Consider the following 18,001-nt stretch of genomic DNA (forward strand, 5'->3'; position numbering starts at 1 on the left):
ATCCAAGCAGTCAGGCAAGCGTTTGGTGCTTGTTGTGTCGTAGCCAGTTTTCTCATAAGCAAGGAGAAGACCAGCATTGGCATCAAGCGCTTTTGTAGCTGGAAGTCCATACTCTGGGTCGAGAAGCATAGAGGATGCGTATTTTGTCAATTCATCAGCCACCAAGACTTTAAGTTCTTCCATTTGAGCGACTGTTGGTTCTTCTGTTTGGTATTGAGCCATGAGGCGTTTCAAAGCACCACGTTGGTCAAAGGCAAGAGCTGAGATAATGCCGTTCTCGTCAGAGAGTTTTTCTAAGCGTGCACGTTTTTTTTCTGTTAAAGCCATTTTATACCTCTTTTACTATTAATTGATCATATAAAGCTTGATAGTTGGTCATATTGACATGACCTGTCATCTTTTCTTGGGCATTGAGCATACCAAGGACATTGGCCTTGATGAGGAGTTCTTGATCTGATTCCTTATGAAGAAGACCTGATGAAATACCTGCAACAGTAGAATCTCCAGATCCAACTGGATTAACTGCTTGAATTCTCGGAATATCTACCTTGTAGAAGGTATCACCATGTTTTGCAAAAGCACCATTTGCACCAAGTGAAACGATAATCCACTCAATCCCTGCAAATAGAGGCTCTTGAAGAACTTCTTTTAATTCATCCAAATCCTCTGAAACTTCTTTTCCAAGAAGCTGAGACAATTCTTCGTTATTTGGTTTGATAACTGTTGGTTTGTGTGGTGATTCAAGGACAGACTGAAGAGCAGCTCCTGAGCAGTCTAGAACAACTGGTTTCTCTGCTTTATTAGCAAGCTCTACTAAGTTTGCATAGTAGTCAACTGGAAGACCAGCCGGAAGACTACCTGAGATGGCTACGACCTCTACAGTCTCAAGAAGATTCTCAAAATGAGCTAAGAAATCTTGCCCTTCTTGTTCTAGAACCTCAGGCCCTTTCTCAAGAATTTCTGTTTGGTTGTCTCCGTGCAGAATAGCGATACAGTTACGAGTCTCTCCTTGAATGGAGAAGAAACGTTTCGTTACTTTATCGTCGATGTTTTCTACTAAAAACTCACCAAGTTTACCACCAACTAGACCAGTAGCAACAACAGAATCTCCAAATTCTGAAAGAACTCGCGTAACATTGAGACCTTTCCCACCAGCTGTTTTGGTTACATCCACCACACGATTGACAGTATCAATCTTTAATTCATCCAAGGGATAGGAAATATCAATGGATGGATTCATCGTGACTGTTAAAATCATGCGTCACCTCTTAGTCGTGGTATTCACCGCGATCCCATTTTTCAAGGAATTCTGTAAAGAAGTTTGCATCTGCTTGATGAGCATTGTGAGTTTCAACGTGCTCAATTTTCGCAATCAATTTTTTGTTTTCTTCTGATGGTTTGTATTCAGCTTTGATGAAAGCTTCAATGATGTCGCACATGAGCAATTCACCAGTAATTTTACCACCAAAACCAATAACGTTGGCATTCAATTGTTCTTTTGCATAAAGTGCTGTTGTCATATCACGAACCAAGGCAGAACGAACTCCTGGAACTTTATTTACAGCGTTGTTGATACCAACACCAGTACCACAGATACATACCCCAAGATCAGCTTGACCGCTTGTAACGGCTTCACCAACTTTTTTACCAAAGATTGGGTAGTGAGTACGTGTGTGGTCATAGGTACCAAAGTCGATGACTTCATATCCTTTTGATTTCAAAAATTCTGAAACCGCCATTTTTTCATCTGTTACGATGTGGTCACATCCAATTGCAATTCTCATTTTAACTTACCTTTCTTACTGTAATCTAATTAGCACATTTTGTTCAACATATCAACACGAATTTGGTGACGACCACCGTCGTATTTACCGTTAACAAATCCTTTAGCAATATTTTTAGCCAATTCATCACCAACAAGTTGTGCACCCATAGTGATCATACGTGAGTTGTTGTGTCCACGAGTCATATAAGCTGAACGTTCGTCAGATACTTCTGCGGCAACCATTCCTTTAATTTTAGTTGCGACCATAAATGGACCAGCCCCATAAGCATCAATCACGATACCAAGATTTTGTTCTTCTTTGTTTACTTCTGCGGCAACAGCAAGAGTCACATCAACAAAGTCTTGACCTTCAGCTGTAACATCCACAACGTGGAAGTTTTCTTTTTCCAAGAAGTCTTTCACAACTTCTTTCAATCTCAAACCTGCAGCATCTGCACCGATAACAATAGACATATTGTATACTCCTTTTTATTATTCTAGGCTAGTAAAAACTTTTATAGTTAGCAGTTTACCTACAAAAGACTTTCTAGCAGTTTATTGACAAATTTGATTGAATGAGATGAATATCACCTTATCCAAGTCCAGGAAATCAAGTTCCTAGAAAGAAACTTTCTCTGCGACAGAGAATATAACAAGTGATTATTTGTTTGTTACAAACATCATTTGTTGCTTACAAACATAATATACTCCTATTTATAGAAAAAGTCAACAGTAAATGTTTGTTTTTATAGTTTTTAATCTAAAATATTTCAATATCAAAGCCAATCTGATCTACTTGACCAGGTTCTAGGAGACGAACATTCTTCTTATCTTCTAGATGATCTCCTTCTTCAAGAGATGTTGACAAGCCAGACCAAGGTTCAAAGGCAATGAAAGGTCCCTTATTCAAAGTTGACCAAATGATGAGATTTGAAAACTCTTGGAAGTGTACTTTTAATCCCTTCTCATGTTTACGAGAACGAAGGGAAATTGTTCTGGATTGCAACTCATCCAAAGTCACTGCATCAACACTAAACAGATCGTAACTGAGATCCACTTCCTTTTGCGAATCCAACCATGGACTTCTATCTTGAAAGTCTAACATGCCAGTTTCTGGGAAAGGACGGGGAACAGAGCAAGTCTCTTCTTTCTCAAACTCTAAATAGTAATCTTCATAAGTTTCGCCATCTAGCAGAGGACAATTAAATCCTGGATGTCCTCCTATAAAGAATGGCATTACCTTGCTAGTCTCTTTATTGAAGACTTTGTATTGAGTACGAACAGTCTTGCCAGTCACTTCATAAGTGATTTCAAGGCGGAAATGATAAGGATAGTTTTGATAAGTATTCTCATTATCTTCGATAGCAAAAGTTACGCTATTTTCTGTTTGTTCAACTAACTCAAATTCATTTTTACGGACCAAACCATGACGCGGAATACTTCCTTTTGTTTCCGTTCCATCAGCGTGACTGTATAAGGCTGTATCCTCTCTCAAAGAGCCACATATTGGAAAAAGTACTGGAGCTTGTCCACTCCAATAAGTTGCATCCCCTTGCCACAAATATTCAATGCCATCTCGGTCTTTAATTGACGACAAGACACCACCAAAAGTTTTAAATTGGACCGTCAATTGCTCTGATTTTATTTCAATTACCATTATTTTCTCCGATTTCTTGATAGTTTATAAAAAACTAGGCTGTCACTCCCCATTAGGAAACTGACAACCTAGTTTTCACAATTTACATTTTATAGGAGCGAATTATTTAGCATTTGCTGCGTATTCTTCATTACGTTTAATCATTTGTTTTCTATACCAAGCAAAGATACCTACATAGAATACAAGGAAGACTACTGCGCCAAGGATTGCTTTAATATCACCTGTTGTGGCATTACCAATTGCCCAACCAAGAAGTTTTTCGATTGGTCCTTCAAGAGTTGAGTGAGTAATCAATTGAGTTTGACTCACACCTTCTGGGAAGGCACCTACACCTTTAGCAAGTTCTGTTGCAAATGGTGCGATAAGAGTACCAGAAAGAAGGAAGAGAGGCAACAAGAGTGTTCCGAAGATAATCATACGGAGCAGTTTACCACGTGTAACAACCAAGAGAGCTGGAGTCACACCCATAGCGATGATACCTGCAAGAGGCAAGATACCATTACCGACGTTTGAAAGAAGCACAGCTTCTACTAGCATGATTGGAGCAAGTACGTTGGCACAAGCCCAGATTTCAGCACGACCAGCGATGAAAGGCCAGTCAAGACCGATGTTGAATTTACGTCCTTGAAGACGTTTAGTAGCAACGTTTGTAATACCTTGTGAAAGTGGTTCTACGGCTGCGATGAACCAAGATCCGATAAGTGAGAAGAGTTCCAAAGCTACACCGGCAGTCAAACCAAGGCTCAACCAACCTTTAATAACAAGTTCCCATTTATCAGCTCCTTCTACACCTGCAACTGGGTGTGGAGTACCCATCAAACCAATAACGATACCAAGAATGAAACCGATGAAGAATTTAGATCCCCAGAAACCGATTTTCTTGTTCAATTTTGCAGCGTCAAAGTCATATTTATCAAGACCTGGGAAGAATTTTTCAAAAATCTTATCCAAAACCATGATGACTGGGTTCATCATGTAGTTCATGTGAGTTGAAGTCATTGGTGATGAACTTGGTGCATTAAGAAGGTCGTCGAATGTTGGTTTCATCAAGTCAGAGTTAATGATTTTCAAAACACCTACAAGAACAACTGCTGCAGTTGCGATGAAAAGTGAAACTCCTTGGCTAACACCATTGTTGTCTGCATACCATTTGATCAAAAGACCAGTGATTGACAAGTGCCAGATATCAAAGATATCAACGTCAAGTGTGTCCGTTTTCTTCATTGCAAGCATCACAACGTTGACAATCAACATCACAAGCAAGAAGTAAAGTGTCCAGGCAGATCCCCAAGTAATCGTAGCAAGTGGTGCCCAACCAACGTCAGTGATGTTTAACTGAATACCTGTGTTTTCAACGAATTTCGCAAGTGATGCTGAGAAAGCTCCGTTGAGCATACCGATGATGGCACCGATACCAGTAAGGGCGATGGCAAGTTTAATACCACCTTCAAGCGCTTTGGAGAATTTCACTCCAAATAGTAAGGCCAATACTGTCAAGATGATCAGCATGATGATAGGACCACCCATTTCCAAGACTGGCTTGAAAATCTTATTGGCTAGTTCGATAATGACATCCATAATAGTTCCTCCCGTTTTTTTAGTTATATGAATGTTAACAAGATAAAGAATAAATTAGCTTAGTCCATGTTCTTTGATAGCTGCTTCAATATTGTCAAATACTGGTGCGCTCATCGCTGGAATACGGAACAAGATTGGTCCAGCTTCAATTACTGGAATACCTGGTTCAAAACCAAGGTCAGTTGCAGCGATTGGTGTAAAGATATCGTAGCCCTTGATAAGGTCTTCGTTTACATCTTTCACCATGACTGCATCACAGTGAACGTCATAACCACGGTTTGAAAGTTCTTCTTCTAGAGCACTTTTAATTTGGTGACTTGAGTTAACACCTGCACCGCAGGCAGCAAGAATTTTAATCATTTGGATTTCCTCCGATTTTATTTTTTAATAGACAAGATTAAGCGGTTGCTTCGGAAATGTAAGCATAAAGTTTTTCTGGTTCGGAAATTTTTGATAGATCTTCCAGATGTCCATTTCCTGTGAAAAAGTCCATCAACTGAGCCAGAATATTTGTTTGACTTGAACTTGAGTTGTTAATGATAAAGAAGAGTAGGGATACTTCTACTTCCTTATCAGGAGCTATCATATTGTGAAAAGTTACTGGTTTTTCTAATCGAACAACCACCACTTTCTCAGCTAGATTATGAACAATATCTGTATGAGGAATCGCTACATTTGGCAAGTCCTTTCCTAGAAAATCCATATCTAAACCAGTTGGAAATGACTTTTCACGCGTGATCAAGGCTTCACGATAAGTTGGAGTGACAATTTCTCGTTCTTCCAACAAGCTTGCTACCTGATCAAAGAGTTGTTCTTGATTATCCGCTTCTAAGCAAAACACCAGGTTTTTGTCAAAGAAATGATCTAATCCCATAACATTTTCCCTTCTTTCAATTATCTTTTATGTAATAAGTATAACACTATATGAAATCGTTGTCAATAATTTTTGTTTTATTTTGTTCATTTTTTTGTAATTTTTGTTTCATTTAAAGAATACAATCAATATCAAACATTCTTGTTATAAAATACACAAAAAAAGAAGGCTCAAGCCTTCTTCTCTTTCCTTACTCAATAGTAGATAAAATCTCTTCTAACTTATGGTAATCTTTTACACTATCAATTTCATAGATGCTATTTCCTTCTAATTCTTCGACATAGACATCTAATTCTTTGATATTATCCTTAACCATGTTGTCCCAGTAAAGATCAACAAATTCACCACTCTCGTAAGCTTTGTCAATAAAGCCAACAATCTTCTCAGCAGTTGGTGCATCCCAGAATGAAACTCCGCTCAGAATACGACCAGCCTTGCTGTCAACAATAATGTCTTGAACCTTGTAGTCATCACCGTAAACCAAGAACCACTCATTCGTACAGTCTTCACGATAAACGCTAAAATAGGTAGAACGTTTAAGATCGTTTCGAAACATATTTTTGAAAAGATAGTTATCTGCATCGATGACGTAGCTGTTAGCCAAATCTTCTTTTACTAAATAAAGTGAGTAAAAGTTATTGTAATCAGCATACTTGTCGTTAAAGACTAAACGAACACCATATTTTTCTTTTAGGTAGTCAAATTGTTCTTTGAGGTAACCGACAACGATGATAATCTCATCAATTCCTCTCTCTTTCAAAAACTCAATTTGGTATTCTACCAAAGGTTTTTGATTAACCTTAACCAAAGCTTTTGGGGTATTTTCAGTCATAGGGCGCAGACGAGTTCCTAGGCCCGCTGCTAAAATAATCGCTTTCACACGAATCTCCTTTATTCTTTAATAATAATATAAACACCAGCCATAACAATAAGTGAAGTGATGATTGTCAGCATATCGAGTGGTGTACCTAAAAGCATTGCTGAGAACAATACTGTCCATACGACATAGCTTACGTTCAACCCAGTTGCTTTTGCAGGTTGTAAACGGTTGATAGCAATGTAGTAGGCTAAGTATGAAATCATATTACATGCTGCAAAGACTAACATCAAACCGAGCAATTGCCCATCTGCTACTTCTGCAAATGAATGGTGAGAAAAGAGCACAATCACTAGATAGGACAAGAATGAGGTTACTTGTCGAATTAACAAGGCTTCAATTTCACTTAAATCACTTTCCATAGCATAGGAGCTGAGAACACTTTCACTCCCCCAGGCAATGGCACAGATAAGGGCACAAAGAATCCCAATGTAAAACGAGTTAACTTGTTCAACCTTGTAGGTTTGAGCAATGATCGCTGCAATAATCAAGAAAACACCGAATACTGTATTCTTTGAAACCTTGTGTTTCAAAATGAAGAAGGCGAGCAAAACTGAAACTGCTGGGTAAATAGCTGATACAGATGAAGCTAGTGAACTACCGATATATTTAACCGCATAAAGATTGGCCTGCATACCTATTGGTCCTGCTAGTAAAGCTCCGATAATTACACTTACATTTCGAATATTTAAGAAAATCGAGAGACGAACTTTTCTTTCTTTTACCAAAAGAAAAGCTAACAAGATAAAGATACTCAAGAAATCATGAGCGGCAGCCACAACAAAAGGCGAAAGATTTGTAAAAATTGAAAAGATATAAGCACTAATCGTTAGACCTAATCCCCAGAAGATACCAGAGAGCAGACCAAAGGAAACACCATTTTTATTCTTCATCCTAACCTCCATAATAAGTCAAACCTTCGACAGCTCTTTGGTAACGATTGACACCGTAATCTCCAAAATCAGCCCCTTGAGCTTCTTTGTACACTGTCCACAAACTCCAGATAGTATCTTGCAAGATTTTATAGATACGAATCTTCTCACGTGATACAGGCGTTTTGTCACTTTCATAGTAGGAAAGGAAAGCATCTTCCTCTTGCTTTGTAAATTCAGACTCTAAGAAAAGAGCTGCCAAATCCCACATTGGGTCATTCATAGAAGAGTATTCCCAGTCAATCAAATACAAACGACCTTGTGGTGACTCGATAAAGTTTTCTGGTACCAAATCGATGTGACAGGACTTTCTATCAACACCCAAATCAGCCAATCTCTTTTCTAGTGAAAATACATCTTTTCTTACAGCTTCATAGTTTTCATAAGGGATAGCTCCCTCAATCAAGGATTCATATTTGCTGATTTCCTCAAAAGGAGCAAATTCTCCTCTTAATTCTTTCCCTGAAGCGTGGATGGTTTGTAAAATTGGTGCAATCTTTTCAAACTTGGACTTAATTGATGTTGAATCAAGAGTTACTGCTGATTCGATGTATTCATTTACTTTAATCCCTGACTCAATATCAAAGAGATATTTTTTGACATCTAAATCTAAATCCTCTAAAAGTTCAAGATTGTACTTTTCATTTTGACGATTGATGAGTTTTTCAGTCCCTTTACCAAAAAATTTCACAATATACTGTTTGTTGGTTGTTTTAACCAAATAGTTTTGATTGGTCATGCCTCCCAGCTGTTCAACACTGAGTACTTCCTCTTCATCAGATAGTAAAGAAGAAATTTTTTCTTTGATGAGTTTCTCCACAATTAACCTCCATCTTCTACACTTCCCACTTAAATACTGTTTTGAAAGCAGTATTTAGGTCTGTAGCAAAGACACGGTGAATGTCCTTGATTTCTCTCACAGGTTCTTCAACATAAAGGATATTCTTCAGACGATTCGCAAACTTTTTGACTTCCATCATTTGAATAGCCTTCTCAAAATCGACGCGTCCTGAACGAGATGAGCCTACTAATAACAATCCTTTTTCCAAAGCATCTCGCGTATTGATATTGATCTTGTATTCACTCACTCCCATCATGAGAATCGTTCCCTGTGGACGAATATAGCGAATCAGGTCATTGATAGCTGGTCCTGTACCATCACCACCGCAACACTCAAATCCATGATCAAAGGTCAAATCCTCTGGGATATTATCCGTGATGTAGCACTCTTTTGCAAAAGAGAAGAGCTCCAATTTTTCCCAATGGCGACCAATAACGATAATCTCTGCTTCTGGTAGAGTGTAATTGATAATATTGGCAACCACAAAGGCCAAACTACCATCTCCGATAACAGCGATGCGCTCTCTCTTGCTATGAGCAAGATGCAGGAAGCGATCCATAGCATGCATGCCAACACTTACAAACTCAGTTATGGCTGCAACTGTGTCCTCAATATCATTATAAGACACAACACGATCTTTTGGAAGAGAGACAAATTCTCGCATAAAGCCGTCATAGCCACTAGATAGGAAGTAGGTCCCTGTCATGTAGTTCTCGTAGAACTCCTTGTCACTCTGCATAGGCGGTTGATTGGGAATCATAACTACCTTTTGACCGACTTCATAAGTACCAGTTGGATCTGAGATAACAGTTCCACAAGACTCGTGAATCATGGCCATAGGAAGCTTTTTAGCCAATATCTTTGGATCGCGTTTCCCTTGATAGTAACGTTGATCTGCATGACAAACCGCCATATAATTTGGACGAATCAGGATATGATTCTCCTGATCAATGTCCTCTTCTTGATATTTTACATTGATAAACTTTGGTTTGGTCAGTTGATAAATTTGATTAATCATAGCCTTAGTCTTTCTCAATCATACTTTTCGCGATTTTCAGGTCTGTCACAGTTGTGATTTTAAGATTTGAATATTCCCCTTTAGCTAGTGCAACGTCTTTTCCTTTGATAACAAAAATCTTACATGCATCCGTCAGGATTTCCTTTTCTTGATCAGATAGGGAACCATACAAATCCATGAAATCCTTGCAACGGAAAGTCTGAGGCGTTTGACCTTGATAGAGGTGAGCACGATTTGGAATATCAGTGATAAACTGACCATTAGTACTTTCAACAATGGTATCAACTGCTTCTACTACTGTATCAACCGCATCATGATTTTGAGCCAGTTTTATATTGTCCTGAATCATGCGAAGTGTGATAAATGGACGAACAGAGTCGTGGGTAATCACAATATCTTCTGGAGTGATTGGACGATAGGCATCAATAGCTTCAATAATCTTCTCGATACTGGTATTGCGATCAGCCCCACCTTTGGTAATGATGATGCGATCCTTGTGGAGAGAAAGATACTTGTCAACTAGGTCCTCAGCGTGTGACACCCAATCTCCATGAACTCCAACTACAATTTTTTCAATACTTGGTTCCAAAACAAATTTTTCAATTGTGTGGATCAAAATAGGACGATCACCCAACTCCAAAAATTGTTTTGGTAAATTACTGATTCCCATGCGTGTGCCAGTTCCTCCGGCTAGGATTCCTGCATAGATCATTTATATTCTCCTTTAGTTTATTCTAAAAAACTCATTACCATCTATTATATCACAATCTGTCTCCATCATGAAGAAAAGACAGAGTGTCATTTAGTCTAATCAACACACCATTTAAGTCAAAAAGTGAACAATGCCTTACTAAATTTGGAAAGACCATAACAAATTAAGAAATAAAAATAGGTTATCCTCTATATTCTCCTCTCAACGTTCGGTTAATATAGAGTTCTTTAGGATATAATAGAAACCTTAAAGAAAGCTTAAATGAAATTATTTGTTTATCAAAGAATACTAGGTGTGCATAGTAAATTTCTTAAAAGTTGTTTGAGAGACTCATTATAAAAGGTTATATATCTCATGAATTAAACAAATAATAGACTTTTGCCCCTAAAATTGATAAAATAAAAAAGAAAATAATAGAAAAAGGAAACTGTAAACCGCCATGATGAACATGCAAAACATGATGCGCCAAGCACAAAAACTTCAAAAACAAATGGAACAAAGCCAAGCAGAACTCGCTGCCATGGAATTTGTTGGAAAATCAGCTCAGGACCTTGTCCAAGCAACTTTGACTGGAGACAAAAAAGTTGTCAGCATTGACTTCAACCCAGCAGTTGTAGATCCAGAAGATCTCGAAACACTTTCAGATATGACTGTTCAAGCAGTTAACGCTGCTCTTGAACAAATTGATGAAACGACTAAGAAGAAACTAGGAGCTTTCGCTGGAAAATTGCCTTTCTAATCCACAAAAAAAGAGAAACAGATGTTTCTCTTTTTTTCTTAGAAATCAAAGAATTCCATTGCTTTCTTTAAGAGTAATTCCGTATATTCCGGATCGTCTTGAGCCATTGTGACTTGTGACTGGACCATTTCAAGATCATCAGTAATCATGCCATCTGCGCCGAGACGAACTGCTTTATCAAATGCCTCCGAACCATTTACGGTCCAAACATAGAGTCTCTGATCAGTTGTCCAGAGTTTATTGACAAAGTATTCATCCAAAGTCGAGTACTCCATAGTGTAACCCGTTGCCTTGGTTCTTGGGAAGATACTGTTATAGGGAAGAATAAAGTAAACTGGAATTTCAGAATCATAAGTCAACACTTTATCAATCACATGATAGTCTAGTGATTGCATCTGGTGTCCATATTTCTTGATAGTCGCCCCATACTTTTCGAGGAAATGGTCCATCATTTGCGGACTATCTTTTTTACTGGTTTTAATCTCAATCAGCAATTTTTGGTTTAAAGCATTTGCACGCTCTAAATACGCATCAAAGCTTGAAATCTTTGTTTGATAACCATTCTCGTAAATATCTGTATTTGTTAATTCATCCAGAGTTAAGTCTTGCGGTGTAGCATTAATTCTTGCAAGCGATTTAAGGTTAGCATCGTGCATCATCACGAACTGACCGTCTTTCGTTTCCTGAACATCCATTTCAATGAGATCTGGTTTTAGTTGAGCTGTCTTTTCCAAAGACTGCACAGTATTTTGAACACCATTTTTATTACTTACTCCTCTGTGCGAAATCACTAAAGGTGTATTGGTATCCGGAGACTCCAAATAGATGTAACCTTCTAAAGCAAAGAAGATACTTGCACACCCCATGACTCCCCACCTCATCAAATGGTCTTTCTTTCGCCTTGGCATGATCTCCAACTCTTCTCCTGTCAGGAAGGAAACAAACTTCACTAGGAAATAAGTCAGAGTCATGTAATGGAGGTTTTTAATCAAGACAAAATTAATCACACCAAGAATCAAGGATTCTTTTTGAGTAAAATTATCCATTACTGCCTGAGCAAAGAGCAAGGGGATTAACAAGACAAAGAAGAAGAGATAGGTTTTAATGATAATGAGTAGGAGATGCCAAGAGAAGAAAAGGACGTTTTTCTTCGTCTTTTGGAGACTATATTTCACACTTTCTCTTACTGTCTTTCTTTCAAAGAGAATCTTAGGAAGGGCAAACATGAAGCGAACAGAAATGTAGAGAAAGATCCAAGCGGATGCTATGATCAACAGCCCTACCAGCCAGTTCTTATCTTCTAGGTATGTAACGATAAAATCAGGGATAATAATTTTGTTGAGGTAATAGATTTTTAAAATCTTACGGATGAACGGGAAAAGCATAGCAATGTAAAAAAAGACAAAAGCCATCTTACAAAAGCTCAATCGTTTGACAAATAGAAAGCTCTGGTGAAAGACTTTTCTACTATACTCAATCAAGGTTCTCTTTTCATGGTAGAGAAGGTGACGCGCCCCGATGAACAAAAGACAGATTTGAAAATAAGCCACTAAAAGATTGATTGCTATTAAAATGAGAAAGGCTAAACTGACAAAAGGCGAGCCTTGTATAATCGCCCAAAAGTTATTGTAGGAGATAAACAAGTAACCTGTTTGTCTTAGAAGTATGCCAGCTATCCATGAATTCAATGGTAACCAAACAAACTCTACCATCATGAAAATCAAGAAAAATAGAAATAGTATTTTATCTAGGTTATAGTAAATTTTCCTAAAACCTAGCTTTTTAGGTTTTTCAGGTTTCATAGGCACTCCTAGTCTAAAAATTGGGATAAATCTAAGCCACTGAAAGGATTATTCATAGAAAAACTACTCTGGTCTTCTATTAATAGCTTTCCTTCATCTGATTCCAAAAAAGCTTCGTAAACACGCGCCGTCATGCGGGCATCCTCTAAACTATTATGAGACTTCCCATGAAAACCTAAAAAATTCGCTACAGTTTGCAATTTAAGATTGGCTATGCCGTGTAAGTCAGAACTACGCCGTTCAAAAGCCTCATCATATAAATCAACCTTATACTGGTCATGATAGTCCAAGCCATGTTCCAAGAGAATAGGCAGATCACTTTTAGCCGCATTGTATCCAACTATAGGTAAATTGCCAACAAAAATCTGAAAATCCCTTAAAACTTGCTCCACCATTGGCGCATCTTTCAAGGTTTCAGCTGTGATTCCAGTCAAGCCATTGATAAAACTCTTCAAAGGCGCTGTAGTATGAACATAAGAATCAAAGGCACCTATTTCTTGACCATTTTGAAAGCGAACTGCCGATACCTGAATTAAATGGGTAACCCCTTCGTATTGATTGAACTCCAAATCAAAGGCAATATAATCTCTTAATTTTTCCATCTTTTACCTCGGTTCCGACTCAATTTAAACCATAAATAATAAAAGAAGCTATCAGGTTAGTGAATAACCCAAACAGCTTCTTTATTTTCCTCCAAATAAGCGAGCAAAAAAGCCTTTTTTGGTAGCTTGAACTTCTTCTTTTGCTTGGTCCAACTCTAGTTTCAAACTTTCTTGATCCTTCATCGCTTGAAGAGTTAATTGTTGCTGTTGGTCCAATTGTTTGTCCTTTTCAGCAATCTGTCGATCTTTAACACGCATCTGTTCATCTTTTTCTGCCAACTGCTGGTCTTTGGCCTTGAGCTGCTCATATAAACGAAGAATTTCAGCATTTTTCTCATCGACTAAGATTTCCATCAGTTCGCGTTGTTTGACATCATCACTGACTGGTTCATCTTCAAAAATCGTTTTTTTATAGATTTCTTCTAGCTTAATCAAGCCACTTCGAGTAACTACAGTTACACCTTTGTCATTTTTTTTCGTGTCCTCTTCTGGAAGTTCTTTGACACGATTGTTGATTGCTTGACGAGAGAGTCCTAAGACCTCTGCAATCTCACTGACGGTCATTTCAATACTCATAATATCCTCTGAAACGTTTTCTAGCTTTTCTTTACTTAAATCTTATCATAAGCTAGATAAACTGTCAAATTTCCGCTTATTCCATAGCCTTTAAAAAGGCCAGTAAAACTTGGGCAGAACGACGTCCAGCTTCGATAATAAACTCATCAAAAGAGATAGAAGCTTCGTGATTGGCATTATCGCTCATAGCACGAATGACTAAGAAAGGTAGACCAAGAGCCTGAGCCGCCTGTGCAATCGCTGCCCCTTCCATTTCAACTGCTAAAACATCTGGAAAGTGGGATTTGATACTAGCAATCTTATCATATCCAGCTATAAAGCTATCCCCTGTGGCAATCAATCCTAGGTGCCAGGTCTGTTCTAATTGAGATAAATTCTCTTTAATCCTAGCGATAAAGTTCTTATCGGATTCAAAGTAAAGAGGTTGACCAGCCATCTGACCATAAGCATAGCCAAAAGCAGTTACATCCACATCATGGTAAGCCAATTTATCCGCAATTACTACATCTCCAACGGCAATCCCTTCTGCAACTGCACCTGCTGATCCTGTATTGATAACGGCATCCACTTGGAAATGGTCAGCTAACACCGCTACACTCATAGCTGACATGACCTTTCCAATCCCACTCTGAACTAGAACAACTTCTGTCTTGCCAACAGTGCCAGTGTAGTAAGTATTTCCGAGGACTTGGACTTCTTGCGCTCTATCTAAATTCTTAGTCAAGTGTAGGAGCTCTTCTGGCATTGCTGCAATGATTCCAATTTTCATTTTATTTCCTTTTCTATTACAAAAGTTTCATCGCCAACACAAGTAAAATCAAGAGTAGGATGACTGTAAATAAGATTCTGTTTAGTTTCGAGTTAAAAACATTCCTCTTAGTATTCTCAATGCGACGGCTCTTATGAATCGTTGGCTCTACTTCAATTGTTAAAGTATCTTGAATAGAATTATAGTCTCTAGAACGTGAATAACCAAAGTTTTGTGAAGAAGTTGATAAAATTTTAGTTTCCTCGTCATCTTGAAGAGGTGGCCCGGAGATTTTCTCCCCACGATTGGCACGTTCGATTATTTCATCTGTTAACAAAGGTTTTCCCATGGGCTACTCCTCTATTTCTTTTGTAATTCCCAGTACTGGATTGCCATAATCGTCTTGGCATCACAGATATGGCCAGACTGAATTAAGTTTTTTGCTTCCTCGAGACTGACCTCTAGAACTTCTAAGGTTTCATCATCATCTTGCGGACGAGGATTTTCCACCTTAGTTAAATCTCTTGCAAGGTAGAGTTTTAATTTTTCATTACAAAAACCAATAGCAGAGTAGAAATCATATAGAAGCTCTAACTTACCCGTATAGGCAACTTCCTCCTCCAATTCACGAAGAGCCGCCGACATGGGATCTGCATTTTCACCAATTTCCAGTTTACCAGCAGGAATTTCATAAGAGATAGCTTCAATAGCTTTTCGGTATTGCTTAACAAGGACGATTTTATCCTCAGCTGTCACAGCTAGAACACATACGCCTCCATTGTGAAAAATCAGATCACGTTGGGCAGTTCCCTTTCCTTCTGGTAGTTCTACCTGATCTTGCACTAGCTTAAAAATAGGACCTTGATAGATTTCCTTCCGGCTAATCGTTTTTTCTTCAAATTCCATGATAGACTCCTACTGATTCTTAGGATGATGAGGCAAACGTAGTGCATATTCATCTTTATTAACTTGACGTCCACGTCCAATAGCAATGGCGTCAGCTGGAACATCTTTTGTAATCGTTGAACCAGCTCCAACTAGTGAATTATCACCAAGTTCCACTGGAGCAATGATGGTTGAGTTTGATCCAACAAAGACATTATTGCCAATGACAGTCTTGTACTTATTCTTCCCGTCGTAGTTAACTGTAATCGTGCCTGCGCCAAAGTTAACATGGCTACCTACCTCACAGTTTCCGATATAGGTCAAATGACCTGCCTTGGTATTTTCACCGATTGAAGATCCTTTTACTTCAACAAAGTTTCCAATGTGAACTTGGGAAGCTAGACTTGAGCCTGGACGAATATGAGCATACGGACCGACTGTCACACCATCTGCAACTGTACTTTCCTCAATCATGGAATTCGTAATCACAGCTCCAGCTCCGATATCGCTATCCACGATATAAGTTCCATTTGTTAAAACAGTTTCCGCCCCAATCTTCGTTTGACCTTTCAAGGTAACATTAGCTTCGATTTGGACTTCGGGAGCAATCTCAACATCAATGTCGATGTAAGTTGCTTCCGGATTGACAAAGCTAACACCATTAACCATATGCTTTTGGTTGATACGGCGACGCATCACTGCTTCTGCAGTCGCTAGAGCTACACGGTCATTTACCCCAAGACTTTCATCAAAATCCTTGAGAGTATAGGCCCCAACCTTTTCACCCGCATTACGGAAAATACCAATCACGTCAGTAATATAGTACTCACCTTGGGCATTGTTGGTGTTGATGTTTTTAAGAGCTTCAAAAAGACGTTGGTTGTCAAATACATAAGTTCCGGTATTGATTTCCTTGATTTGTTTTTCAAAGTCTGTGGCATCTTTCTGCTCAACAATACGAAGAACTTCAGCATTATCGTTACGGACGATACGACCATATCCAAAAGGATCAGCTGCTTCAGCTGTTAGAATCGTCGCAACATTTTTGTGGTTGATATGGAAATCCAAGAGGTTTTTCAAACTTTCACCTGTAATCAGAGGAGTATCCCCAGCGATAACCAAAGTATGACCAGAGCAATTTTGCAAAATTGGCTCTGCCATCATGACAGCATGCCCAGTTCCTAGTTGTTCTGTTTGGGTAACAAAGTCTGTCTGACCGGCTAATACTTGCTCAACTAGCTCTGCCTTGTGACCAACTACAGTAACTGTTTTTTCAGGTTGAATAGCACCAACACTACGAAAAACATGTTCCAACATCGAAATTCCAGCTACTTTGTGAAGTACCTTTGGAAGATCTGATTTCATGCGAGTACCTTTTCCCGCTGCTAAAATAATGGCATAATTTGACATAATCTTCTCTTTTCTCTAGAAATTCCCTTATATTATACCATAATTTAGTTTCTTAGGAGTAAACAAACAGAGAAATAGGGAAAAGACGCCCATATATTCACTTTTTCCGATGTTTTCTTTGATTTTTTTATCTATTTACGTTAAACTATTTAAATATGAGAAAAAAGATTCATCCAGCTATTATTTTTACTTTATTTACTATATTTATAGCTATTTTGATCCTCAATAGACCAACTTATGAAGACCATCCTGTCAAGTCAAAACCCAATGCAGTCCAGGTTGAAAATCAGGCCTTGCATAATCTTGACAAACCTATTATTGACGTCTCTGGCTGGCAAAGACCTGAGGAAATCAACTACGATACCTTGTCTCAAAATATTTCTGGTGTTATTGTTCGTGTCCACAATGGGGCTCAACATACTGAAACAAATAATGCCGCCTATGTCAATGGTGTCGATAAAGCCTATATAAGTCATATTTCAGAATTTCAAAAACGCAATGTTCCAGTTGCTGTTTATGCCTATCTAGCAGGTACTAGTAAGGAAGAAATGGAAAAAGCTGCTGAGGTTTTCTACAATGCTGCTTCTCCATACAACCCTAGTTACTATTGGTTAGACGTCGAAGAAAAGACAATGTCTGATATGAACGAAGGTGTTGAAGCTTTTCGAGCTAAACTAGAAGCGCTTGGCGCCAAAAATATCGGAATTTACATCGGTGTTTATTTCATGCAAGAGCATAGTATCAATACAGAGAAATTCTCTGCTGTCTGGATTCCATCTTATGGAACGGATTCAGGTTACTTTGAAACAACGCCTAATACAGATTTAGACTATGACCTCCATCAGTATACTTCAAAAGGAAGAATTGCTGGATTTGAGCATCATTTAGATATTAATCTCATTTCTACCTTGAAGGAAAAAGAAGAAACCTTCAGAAAACTATTTTTAAGACCATAAAACAAGTGAAAATTGCTCTCTTTTTCACT

21 protein-coding genes and 1 pseudogene are annotated in these 18,001 nt (G+C 38.3%); 2 read left to right on the forward strand and 20 right to left on the reverse strand.

The genetic code is table 11. The features are described from left to right. From HMPREF2655_RS08945 to HMPREF2655_RS09005, 13 genes and pseudogenes are all read right to left on the reverse strand, one after another. Nucleotides 1-327 (reverse strand): annotated as a pseudogene (locus HMPREF2655_RS08945) (tagatose-bisphosphate aldolase); the annotation flags it as partial. Between the two features lies 1 nt (nucleotide 328). Continuing rightward, complete coding sequence (locus HMPREF2655_RS08950; RefSeq protein WP_070838644.1) at nucleotides 329-1,258, reverse strand: tagatose-6-phosphate kinase; 930 nt, start codon at nucleotides 1,256-1,258, stop codon at nucleotides 329-331. A 10-nt stretch (nucleotides 1,259-1,268) separates the two neighbouring features. Further along, nucleotides 1,269-1,784 (reverse strand): galactose-6-phosphate isomerase subunit LacB, encoded by a 516-nt coding sequence (gene lacB / locus HMPREF2655_RS08955; protein ID WP_001216920.1) that lies wholly within the window; start codon nucleotides 1,782-1,784, stop codon nucleotides 1,269-1,271. Between the two features lie 29 nt (nucleotides 1,785-1,813). Continuing rightward, entirely contained in the window at nucleotides 1,814-2,239 is a 426-nt protein-coding gene (gene lacA / locus HMPREF2655_RS08960; RefSeq protein ID WP_000029277.1) for a galactose-6-phosphate isomerase subunit LacA, read from the reverse strand. 286 nt (nucleotides 2,240-2,525) lie between these two features. Then, complete coding sequence (locus HMPREF2655_RS10155; protein WP_083321254.1) at nucleotides 2,526-3,422, reverse strand: aldose 1-epimerase family protein; 897 nt, start codon at nucleotides 3,420-3,422, stop codon at nucleotides 2,526-2,528. Nucleotides 3,423-3,524: 102 nt separating this feature from the next. Beyond that, nucleotides 3,525-5,000 (reverse strand): PTS galactitol transporter subunit IIC, encoded by a 1,476-nt coding sequence (locus HMPREF2655_RS08970; protein WP_049479423.1) that lies wholly within the window; start codon nucleotides 4,998-5,000, stop codon nucleotides 3,525-3,527. Between the two features lie 54 nt (nucleotides 5,001-5,054). Next, nucleotides 5,055-5,360, reverse strand: a complete 306-nt coding sequence (locus tag HMPREF2655_RS08975; RefSeq protein WP_000590551.1) for a PTS sugar transporter subunit IIB — start codon at nucleotides 5,358-5,360, stop codon at nucleotides 5,055-5,057. A gap of 37 nt (nucleotides 5,361-5,397) precedes the next feature. Then, complete coding sequence (locus tag HMPREF2655_RS08980) at nucleotides 5,398-5,874, reverse strand: PTS sugar transporter subunit IIA (RefSeq protein ID WP_049550397.1); 477 nt, start codon at nucleotides 5,872-5,874, stop codon at nucleotides 5,398-5,400. A gap of 190 nt (nucleotides 5,875-6,064) precedes the next feature. Beyond that, nucleotides 6,065-6,754: a sugar phosphate nucleotidyltransferase gene (locus HMPREF2655_RS08985; protein WP_000643950.1), complete on the reverse strand. Its 690-nt coding sequence runs from the start codon at nucleotides 6,752-6,754 to the stop codon at nucleotides 6,065-6,067. An 11-nt stretch (nucleotides 6,755-6,765) separates the two neighbouring features. After that, a complete protein-coding gene (locus HMPREF2655_RS08990; RefSeq protein WP_049550398.1) occupies nucleotides 6,766-7,644 on the reverse strand; it encodes a DMT family transporter in 879 nt (292 codons plus the stop codon). Nucleotide 7,645: 1 nt separating this feature from the next. Continuing rightward, nucleotides 7,646-8,503: a phosphotransferase family protein gene (locus HMPREF2655_RS08995; RefSeq protein WP_049550399.1), complete on the reverse strand. Its 858-nt coding sequence runs from the start codon at nucleotides 8,501-8,503 to the stop codon at nucleotides 7,646-7,648. Between the two features lie 16 nt (nucleotides 8,504-8,519). Next, entirely contained in the window at nucleotides 8,520-9,542 is a 1,023-nt protein-coding gene (locus HMPREF2655_RS09000; RefSeq protein ID WP_049550400.1) for a ribitol-5-phosphate dehydrogenase, read from the reverse strand. Between the two features lie 4 nt (nucleotides 9,543-9,546). Then, the gene (locus HMPREF2655_RS09005; RefSeq protein ID WP_000638514.1) at nucleotides 9,547-10,254 is read right to left on the reverse strand and encodes an IspD/TarI family cytidylyltransferase; all 708 of its coding nucleotides are present in this window, start codon (nucleotides 10,252-10,254) and stop codon (nucleotides 9,547-9,549) included. Nucleotides 10,255-10,693: 439 nt separating this feature from the next. On the opposite strand from HMPREF2655_RS09005, the gene HMPREF2655_RS09010 reads away from it, so the two are divergent. After that, nucleotides 10,694-10,993, forward strand: a complete 300-nt coding sequence (locus tag HMPREF2655_RS09010) for a YbaB/EbfC family nucleoid-associated protein (protein WP_070838646.1) — start codon at nucleotides 10,694-10,696, stop codon at nucleotides 10,991-10,993. A 38-nt stretch (nucleotides 10,994-11,031) separates the two neighbouring features. Here the strand turns inward: HMPREF2655_RS09010 and HMPREF2655_RS09015 are convergent, their stop codons facing one another. The 7 genes from HMPREF2655_RS09015 to glmU form a co-directional block, all read right to left on the reverse strand. Next, complete coding sequence (locus HMPREF2655_RS09015) at nucleotides 11,032-12,795, reverse strand: glycerophosphoryl diester phosphodiesterase membrane domain-containing protein (protein ID WP_070838648.1); 1,764 nt, start codon at nucleotides 12,793-12,795, stop codon at nucleotides 11,032-11,034. Nucleotides 12,796-12,803: 8 nt separating this feature from the next. Then, the gene (locus tag HMPREF2655_RS09020) at nucleotides 12,804-13,397 is read right to left on the reverse strand and encodes a 3'-5' exonuclease (protein ID WP_045617044.1); all 594 of its coding nucleotides are present in this window, start codon (nucleotides 13,395-13,397) and stop codon (nucleotides 12,804-12,806) included. 81 nt (nucleotides 13,398-13,478) lie between these two features. Beyond that, nucleotides 13,479-13,973, reverse strand: coding sequence for a chromosome segregation protein RocS (gene rocS, locus HMPREF2655_RS09025; RefSeq protein ID WP_000021249.1), 495 nt, complete (start codon nucleotides 13,971-13,973; stop codon nucleotides 13,479-13,481). A gap of 76 nt (nucleotides 13,974-14,049) precedes the next feature. Continuing rightward, nucleotides 14,050-14,742: a 5'-methylthioadenosine/adenosylhomocysteine nucleosidase gene (locus tag HMPREF2655_RS09030; RefSeq protein WP_070838650.1), complete on the reverse strand. Its 693-nt coding sequence runs from the start codon at nucleotides 14,740-14,742 to the stop codon at nucleotides 14,050-14,052. A 16-nt stretch (nucleotides 14,743-14,758) separates the two neighbouring features. Then, nucleotides 14,759-15,070: a cell wall synthase accessory phosphoprotein MacP gene (gene macP, locus HMPREF2655_RS09035; protein ID WP_000517856.1), complete on the reverse strand. Its 312-nt coding sequence runs from the start codon at nucleotides 15,068-15,070 to the stop codon at nucleotides 14,759-14,761. Nucleotides 15,071-15,081: 11 nt separating this feature from the next. Further along, nucleotides 15,082-15,627, reverse strand: coding sequence for an NUDIX hydrolase (locus tag HMPREF2655_RS09040; RefSeq protein ID WP_000393798.1), 546 nt, complete (start codon nucleotides 15,625-15,627; stop codon nucleotides 15,082-15,084). Nucleotides 15,628-15,636: 9 nt separating this feature from the next. Next, entirely contained in the window at nucleotides 15,637-17,016 is a 1,380-nt protein-coding gene (gene glmU, locus HMPREF2655_RS09045) for a bifunctional UDP-N-acetylglucosamine diphosphorylase/glucosamine-1-phosphate N-acetyltransferase GlmU (RefSeq protein ID WP_070838652.1), read from the reverse strand. Between the two features lie 155 nt (nucleotides 17,017-17,171). Between glmU and HMPREF2655_RS09050 the strand changes: the two genes are divergently transcribed. Beyond that, a complete protein-coding gene (locus tag HMPREF2655_RS09050) occupies nucleotides 17,172-17,972 on the forward strand; it encodes a glycoside hydrolase family 25 protein (RefSeq protein ID WP_070838654.1) in 801 nt (266 codons plus the stop codon). The last annotated feature ends 29 nt before the right edge of the window (nucleotides 17,973-18,001 follow it).

Origin of the sequence: Streptococcus sp. HMSC066F01 (assembly GCF_001837335.1) — a bacterium.
GTDB classification, from domain to species: Bacteria; Bacillota; Bacilli; order Lactobacillales; family Streptococcaceae; genus Streptococcus; species Streptococcus oralis_S.